This window comes from Pseudomonas oplopanacis (assembly GCF_057128725.1).
The window spans coordinates 148,555-155,794 of record NZ_JBSKHV010000015.1 but is presented as its reverse complement, the minus strand read 5'-3'; the positions used below and the strand labels follow the sequence as shown (position 1 = coordinate 155,794).

Genomic DNA, 7,240 nt, shown 5'->3' with positions numbered 1-7,240 from the left:
CCGATGGCCAAAGCGGCCAAGGAACAACTTTCGCAAGATGAACTGACGGTCACCGCGGATGCGGGCTACTCCAATGGCAAGCAGTTCCAGGCCTGTGAGGATGAGAACATCACGGCTTATGTACCTGTGGCGCGATCAATCAACTCCAGCGGCAAGGAACAGGTGTTTTTCGACCGAACAGCATTTGCCTACGATGCGTCGCAAGATCGATATCAATGCCCAGCCGGAAAATGGCTGATCTTTAAACAGATCAGCAAGAAAGGCCGCATCTACCAAGCGGCAGTCAGCGACTGCGCAAGCTGCCCGTTAAAAGCGCAATGCACCGACGCCCAACGCCGATACATCTCACGCCACCTGCACGAAAAGGCTTTCGAGCGAATGGGACAGCGAATGCAGGCGCATCCCGAAATGATGGTCAGCCGAAGATCCATCGTCGAACATCCCTTCGGCAACCTTAAACAGTGGTTATTTGGCAACGCTCGCTTCTTGCTGCGACAGCTTGAGGGCACGAGGGCTGAAATGGCCATGGCGGTGAACGCCTATAACCTGAAAAGAGCGATTAACGTGCTTGGCGCACGTCAGTTGATGGCGTTGATGGGCTGAAAAGCCTTTTTTCGTCTGCTGTGAGCACAAAAGCAAACGCCCCGAACAAGTCGGGGCGTTTGCTGGAACCACCATCAGTGTGTTTTCACACAGCCTGTTTCGGCGGTTTTTTATGTAACTCAAACGCTGAAACGTCTTAGTTAACCTTAGCGTTCAACTCACCCTTCAAATAACGCTGATACATCCCTTCCAACGAGATCGGCTTGATCTTCGAAGCATTACCGGCAGTACCAAACTGGTTGTAACGGTCGATACACACATCACGCATCGCAGTCACTGTCGCGCCGAAGAACTTACGCGGGTCGAACTCGCTCGGGTTGGTGGCCATCAGGCGACGCATCGCACCGGTGGATGCCAGGCGCAGGTCGGTGTCGATGTTGACCTTGCGCACGCCGTGCTTGATGCCTTCAACGATTTCTTCAACCGGCACGCCGTAGGTTTCTTTGATGTCGCCGCCGTACTGGTTGATGATCGCCAGCCACTCTTGCGGAACCGAAGACGAACCGTGCATCACCAGGTGGGTGTTCGGGATGCGTTTGTGGATTTCTTTAATGCGGTCGATGGCCAGTACGTCGCCGGTAGGCGGCTTGGTGAACTTGTACGCGCCGTGGCTGGTACCGATGGCGATGGCCAGGGCGTCGACTTGGGTGCGTTTGACGAAGTCAGCGGCTTCTTCCGGATCGGTCAGCATTTGGCTGTGATCCAGAACGCCTTCGGCGCCGATGCCGTCTTCTTCACCGGCCATGCCGGTTTCCAGCGAACCCAGGCAGCCCAACTCGCCTTCTACCGAAACGCCGCAGGCGTGAGCCATGGCTACGGTTTGTTGGGTAACACGGACGTTGTAGTCGTAGTCGGTCGGGGTCTTGCCGTCTTCGCCCAGGGAACCGTCCATCATTACCGAGCTGAAGCCCAGCTGGATGGAGCGCTGGCAGACGTCAGGGCTGGTGCCGTGGTCCTGGTGCATGCACACCGGGATGTGCGGGAATTCTTCGATTGCCGCCAGGATCAGGTGGCGCAGGAACGGGGCGCCGGCGTATTTGCGAGCACCGGCCGAAGCCTGGACGATCACCGGAGAGTCAGTCTTGTCAGCGGCTTCCATGATGGCGCGCATCTGCTCAAGGTTGTTGACGTTGAAGGCTGGAACGCCGTAGCCGAACTCGGCTGCGTGGTCCAGCATCTGGCGCATGCTGATAAGTGCCATTGTGTGTGTCTCTCCCGGTTTGGGTCGTTAATCGTGCCAGCCTGCCGTAGCGGCGGCGGCTATTCAAGTTATTGCAGATCGGGGGTTGGTCCGGGCTGCGAATTCGGTGCTGCTCAAATCTCAAGAACCTGCACAGATCCACTGTGGGAGCGAGCCTGCTCGCGAATGCGGTTTCACATTCAATGCTGATGCAAGCTGATCCACCGCTTTCGCGAGCAGGCTCGCTCCCACATTTGGATCTGTTTCCACATTAGGCATGTGGCGTGTCAATTACTGCGTTTTACAACCGCGGCCAATCAAATCATTGGTGGCGACCCAGTAAACCAGGCCTTCCTCACCTTTTATGTGAAACGCCAGCATGTCATTGCTGTACAGCGAACCTTCGGCGCCCGGCTCCTGTTTCAAGCGGTACACCTGATCGGCCCCGCCGAGGCGCACGTCGACTTCCTTGCGGCTGTCGTCGGTGTAGCGCCACAGCACTTTGGCCTGGCTGTCACAGGTCCAGGTGGTCCAGTTATCCACAGGGGCGGACGACTGGAACAGGTTCAACTGAGCGCAACCGGCCAGCAACGCCAACGCCGTAACGGCGATAAAACCTTTCATCCATGTTCCTCGACTGACGGCGCACGCCGCCAGCCCTGAGTAATGAGTCAGACCCGTCAAGGACAACCATGTTCCTTGGCGGGTGTCTGTGTCTCGTATTTATCCAGGCCATCGGGACCGGAACGCTTGTTGAGCACAGGATTGGTTTCCGCTTGCCAGTCGGCCTGGTAGCAGCCTTTTTCCTGCGATTGCGGCGCGGGCTCCGGCGTGGCTTTCGGGTTACTCCCGCAAGCCGCCAGCATGCCCGCCGCGATCAACAGCGTTAACGTCTTGACCATGTAAACACTCCTTTGCCTGGTCAAATGGGCGGCCTCAGGCCTTGGCCCGGCTTTCCAGGACTTCAACGGCTGGCAACACTTTGCCTTCGACGAATTCGAGGAACGCGCCACCGCCGGTAGAAATGTAGGAGATCTGATCGGCAACGCCATATTTATCGATGGCCGCCAGGGTGTCGCCGCCGCCAGCGATGGAGAACGCCGAGCTTTGCGCAATGGCCTGGGCCAACACTTTGGTGCCGTTGCCAAACTGGTCGAATTCAAACACACCGACCGGGCCGTTCCACAGAATGGTCTTGGACGACTTCAGCAGCTCGGCGAAATTCGCCGCGGTCTGCGGGCCGATGTCCAGGATCATGTCGTCGGCAGCCACGTCAGCGATCAGCTTGACGGTCGCAGTGGCGCTTTCAGCGAATTCCTTGGCAACCACAACGTCCACCGGCAGCGGCACGCTGACTTTGGCAGCGATTTCGCGAGCCGTGTCCAGCAGGTCCGGTTCGTACAGGGACTTGCCGACCGGGTGACCGGCAGCCGCCAGGAAGGTGTTGGCAATGCCGCCGCCGACGATCAGCTGGTTGCAGATCTGGCTCAGGCTGTTCAACACGTCGAGCTTGGTCGAGACCTTGGAGCCGGCAACGATGGCAGCCATTGGCTGGGCCGGGGCGCCGAGGGCTTTGCCCAGTGCGTCCAGCTCGGCAGCCAGCAATGGGCCTGCGGCGGCGACTTTGGCGAACTTGGCCACGCCGTGGGTCGAACCCTCGGCACGGTGAGCGGTGCCGAAGGCGTCCATCACGAACACGTCGCACAGGGCGGCGTATTGCTGGGCCAGTTCGTCAGCGTTCTTTTTCTCGCCTTTGTTGAAGCGTACGTTTTCGAACAGCACGATGTCGCCGGCTTTGACGTCGACGCCGCCCAGATAATCAGCAACCAGCGGCACTTCGCGGCCCAGAGCCTTGCTCAGGTAGTCAGCCACTGGCTTGAGGCTGTTCTCGGCCGAGAATTCGCCTTCGGTCGGACGGCCAAGGTGCGAGCAGACCATCACGGCCGCGCCTTTCTCCAGGGCCAGCTTGATGGTCGGCAGCGAGGCCAGGATTCGCGCATCGCTGGTGACAACACCGTCCTTGACTGGGACGTTGAGGTCTTCGCGAATCAGTACGCGCTTACCTTGCAGATCGAGGTCGGACATCTTCAACACGGTCATGGGTCGCAATTCCTGAGTTACTGTTTTGGAGAAGCTGTTGGAGTAGCTGTTTGCAGATAGTGTTCTGCAACGTCCAGCATTCGGTTGGCAAACCCCCATTCGTTGTCGAACCAGGCCAGGATGTTCACCAGCCGCGGGCCGGAAACTCGGGTCTGACTGGCATCGACGATGGCCGAATGTGGGTCATGGTTAAAATCACAACTGGCGTGAGGCAACTCGGTGTAAGCCAGAAGGCCTTTGAGCGGGCCACTGGTGGCGGCCTCGCGCAGAATCCGGTTGACCTCGGTGGCGTCGGTGTCGCTGACGGTCTGCATCGTAATGTCGAGGCAAGACACGTTAACCGTCGGCACCCGTACGGCTTTGGCCTGAATTCGCCCGGCAAGTTCCGGCAGCAGGCGTTCGATGCCGCGTGCCAGACCGGTGGACACCGGGATCACCGACTGGAACGCCGAGCGGGTACGGCGCAGGTCTTCGTGGTGATAGGCGTCAATCACCGGCTGATCGTTCATCGCCGAGTGAATGGTGGTGATCGACACGTATTCCAGACCGATGGCCTGATCCAGCAGACGCAACAGCGGCACGCCGCAGTTGGTGGTGCAGGACGCGTTGGATACCAACAGCTCGTCGCCGGTCAAGCAATCCTGGTTCACGCCGTAGACGATGGTGGCGTCGACATCCGCCTCGCTGGCCATCGGCTGGGAAAACAGCACACGCGGCGCGCCGGCATCGAGGAAACGCTGGCCATCGGCACGGGTGTGGTAAGCGCCGGAGCACTCCAGCACCAGATCGACGCCCAACGACGCCCAGTCGATGCCTTCGGGGGTGGCACTGCGCAGGACCTTCACGCAGTCGCCATTAATATGCAGACAATCGCCCTCAACCCGCACTTCGCCGGGAAAACGCCCGTGAGTGGAGTCGAAACGTGTCAGGTATTCGATGCTGGCCATGTCAGCCAGATCGTTGATCGCGACAATTTCAAACCCGGCCTTTTCGCCTCGCTCAAACAACGCACGCAAGACGCAACGACCAATCCGGCCGTAGCCGTTGAGTGCAACTTTGTAAGGACGCGGTTGAGGCATGGGGTTCTCGATAGACGCAGTCAGACGAAATCTCGTTAACAACACACCCCCTGTAGGAGCTGGCTTGCCAGCGATTGAGCCATCAGATGCAACATTGCTGTCGACTGAAAAGACGCTTTCGCTGGCAAGCCAGCTCCTACAAGGGATTGCGGTGGTCATGAAACCACCGCGTTGGGCTTAGTCTTCCAGCAGCTCTTCAGCCTGACCCAGGATGTTTTCCAGGGTGAAGCCGAACTCTTCGAACAAGGCAGGCGCAGGCGCCGACTCGCCGTAGGTGGTCATGCCGATTACGCGACCTTCCAGGCCCACGTACTTGTACCAGTAGTCCGCGTGAGCGGCTTCGATGGCGATACGGGCGCTGACCTGCAACGGCAGAACCGCTTGCTTGTAGTCGGCGTCCTGAGCATCGAACACGCTGGTGCAAGGCATCGAGACGACGCGCACTTTGCGACCCTGTTCGGTCAGCTTGTCGTATGCCTGAACGGTCAGGCCGACTTCAGAACCGGTGGAGATCAGGATCAGCTCAGGCTCGCCGTCGCAGTCCTTCAACACGTAACCGCCACGGGCGATGTCGGCGATTTGCAGGGCGTTGCGATCCTGGTGCTGCAGGTTCTGACGCGAGAAGATCAGCGCCGAAGGGCCGTCCTTGCGTTCCAGAGCCAGCTTCCAGCACACGGCCGATTCAACGGCATCGGCCGGGCGCCAGGTGTCGAGGTTCGGCGTGCTGCGCAGGCTGGTCAGTTGCTCGATTGGCTGGTGAGTCGGGCCGTCTTCGCCCAGACCGATGGAGTCATGGGTGTAGACGAACACCACGCGCTTCTTCATCAGCGAAGCCATGCGTACCGCGTTGCGTGCGTATTCCATGAACATCAGGAAGGTCGCGCCGTAAGGCACCAGACCGCCGTGCAGAGCCACGCCGTTCATGATCGCGCTCATGCCGAATTCGCGAACGCCGTAGTACATGTAGTTGCCGCTGGCGTCTTCAGCCGTAACACCTTTGCAGCCTTTCCACAGGGTCAGGTTGGAACCGGCGAGGTCAGCGGAGCCGCCCAGCAGTTCAGGCAACAGCGGGCCGTAGGCGTTCAGTGCGTTCTGGCTGGCTTTACGGCTGGCGATGGTTTCGCCCTTGGCCGCGACTTCAGCGATATAAGCAGAAGCTTTTTCCGCGAAGTCAGCCGGCAGCTCGCCGCTCAGGCGACGCACCAGTTCGTTGGCCAGCTCAGGGAATGCAGCGGAGTAAGCAGCGAAACGCTGATCCCACTCGGCTTCTGCCGCTTTACCGGCTTCCTTGGCGTCCCACTCGGCGTAGATGTCAGCCGGGATTTCGAACGGACCGTGGTTCCATTTCAGAGCCGCGCGGGTCAGGGCGATTTCCGCGTCACCCAACGGGGCGCCGTGGCAGTCTTCTTTGCCTTGCTTGTTCGGCGAACCGAAACCGATGGTGGTCTTGCAGCAAATCAGGGTTGGCTGATCGCTTTTGCGCGCGGTTTCGATTGCGGTCTTGATCTCTTCCGGGTCATGACCGTCGACGTTGCGGATCACCTGCCAGTTGTAGGCTTCGAAACGCTTAGGGGTGTCGTCGGTGAACCAGCCTTCGACTTCGCCGTCGATGGAGATGCCGTTGTCATCATAGAACGCGATCAGCTTGCCCAGGCCCAAAGTACCGGCCAGGGAGCCGACTTCGTGGGAAATGCCTTCCATCATGCAGCCATCACCCAGGAACACGTAGGTGTGATGGTCGACAACATTGTGGCCAGGACGGTTGAACTGCGCCGCCAGGACTTTTTCAGCCAAGGCAAAACCTACGGCGTTCGCCAGGCCTTGGCCCAGTGGACCGGTGGTGGTTTCAACGCCCGGGGTGTAGCCGAATTCCGGGTGACCCGGGGTGCGGCTGTGCAGCTGGCGGAAGTTTTTCAGGTCATCGATCGACAGGTCGTAGCCGGTCAGGTGCAGCAGCGAGTAGATCAACATCGAGCCGTGGCCGTTGGACAGCACGAAGCGGTCACGGTCAGCGAACGATGGATTGCTCGGGTTGTGCTTCAGGTAGTCACGCCAAAGTACTTCGGCGATATCCGCCATACCCATAGGGGCACCGGGATGGCCGCTGTTGGCTTTTTGCACGGCATCCATGCTGAGGGCACGAATGGCGTTGGCACGCTCACGACGGCTGGGCATCGCTGTTCTCCTGCGGATATTGAATCGAGAGTGAATAAAACGAATCGGAAAAAAGGCGAGCATTTTCCCTCACCGGGCCGCCTCGGGGCAATGACAGATAGTC

Annotated in this window: 7 protein-coding genes; 1 reads left to right on the top strand and 6 read right to left on the bottom strand. The window is 59.3% G+C overall.

Annotation, left to right across the window (positions count from 1 at the left end):
* A partial coding sequence (locus ACWKV5_RS25000) for a transposase (protein WP_483843424.1) occupies window positions 1-603 on the top strand: 603 nt, incomplete at its 5' end.
* Window positions 604-739: 136 nt separating this feature from the next.
* On the opposite strand, the gene fba is transcribed toward ACWKV5_RS25000, so the two are convergent.
* The 6 genes from fba to tkt form a co-directional block, all read right to left on the bottom strand.
* The gene (gene fba / locus ACWKV5_RS24995; protein ID WP_007945427.1) at window positions 740-1,804 is read right to left on the bottom strand and encodes a class II fructose-bisphosphate aldolase; all 1,065 of its coding nucleotides are present in this window, start codon (window positions 1,802-1,804) and stop codon (window positions 740-742) included.
* 270 nt (window positions 1,805-2,074) lie between these two features.
* Entirely contained in the window at window positions 2,075-2,407 is a 333-nt protein-coding gene (locus ACWKV5_RS24990) for an MliC family protein (RefSeq protein ID WP_483843423.1), read from the bottom strand.
* A gap of 56 nt (window positions 2,408-2,463) precedes the next feature.
* Window positions 2,464-2,685: a hypothetical protein gene (locus tag ACWKV5_RS24985; RefSeq protein ID WP_027926617.1), complete on the bottom strand. Its 222-nt coding sequence runs from the start codon at window positions 2,683-2,685 to the stop codon at window positions 2,464-2,466.
* Window positions 2,686-2,719: 34 nt separating this feature from the next.
* Window positions 2,720-3,883: a phosphoglycerate kinase gene (locus ACWKV5_RS24980; RefSeq protein ID WP_483843422.1), complete on the bottom strand. Its 1,164-nt coding sequence runs from the start codon at window positions 3,881-3,883 to the stop codon at window positions 2,720-2,722.
* 17 nt (window positions 3,884-3,900) lie between these two features.
* The gene (gene epd, locus ACWKV5_RS24975; protein ID WP_140671175.1) at window positions 3,901-4,962 is read right to left on the bottom strand and encodes an erythrose-4-phosphate dehydrogenase; all 1,062 of its coding nucleotides are present in this window, start codon (window positions 4,960-4,962) and stop codon (window positions 3,901-3,903) included.
* Window positions 4,963-5,139: 177 nt separating this feature from the next.
* Window positions 5,140-7,137 carry a transketolase gene (gene tkt / locus ACWKV5_RS24970; RefSeq protein WP_483843421.1) on the bottom strand — a complete coding sequence of 666 codons (1,998 nt, stop codon included), beginning with the start codon at window positions 7,135-7,137 and terminating at the stop codon, window positions 5,140-5,142.
* Between the last annotated feature and the right edge of the window lie 103 nt (window positions 7,138-7,240).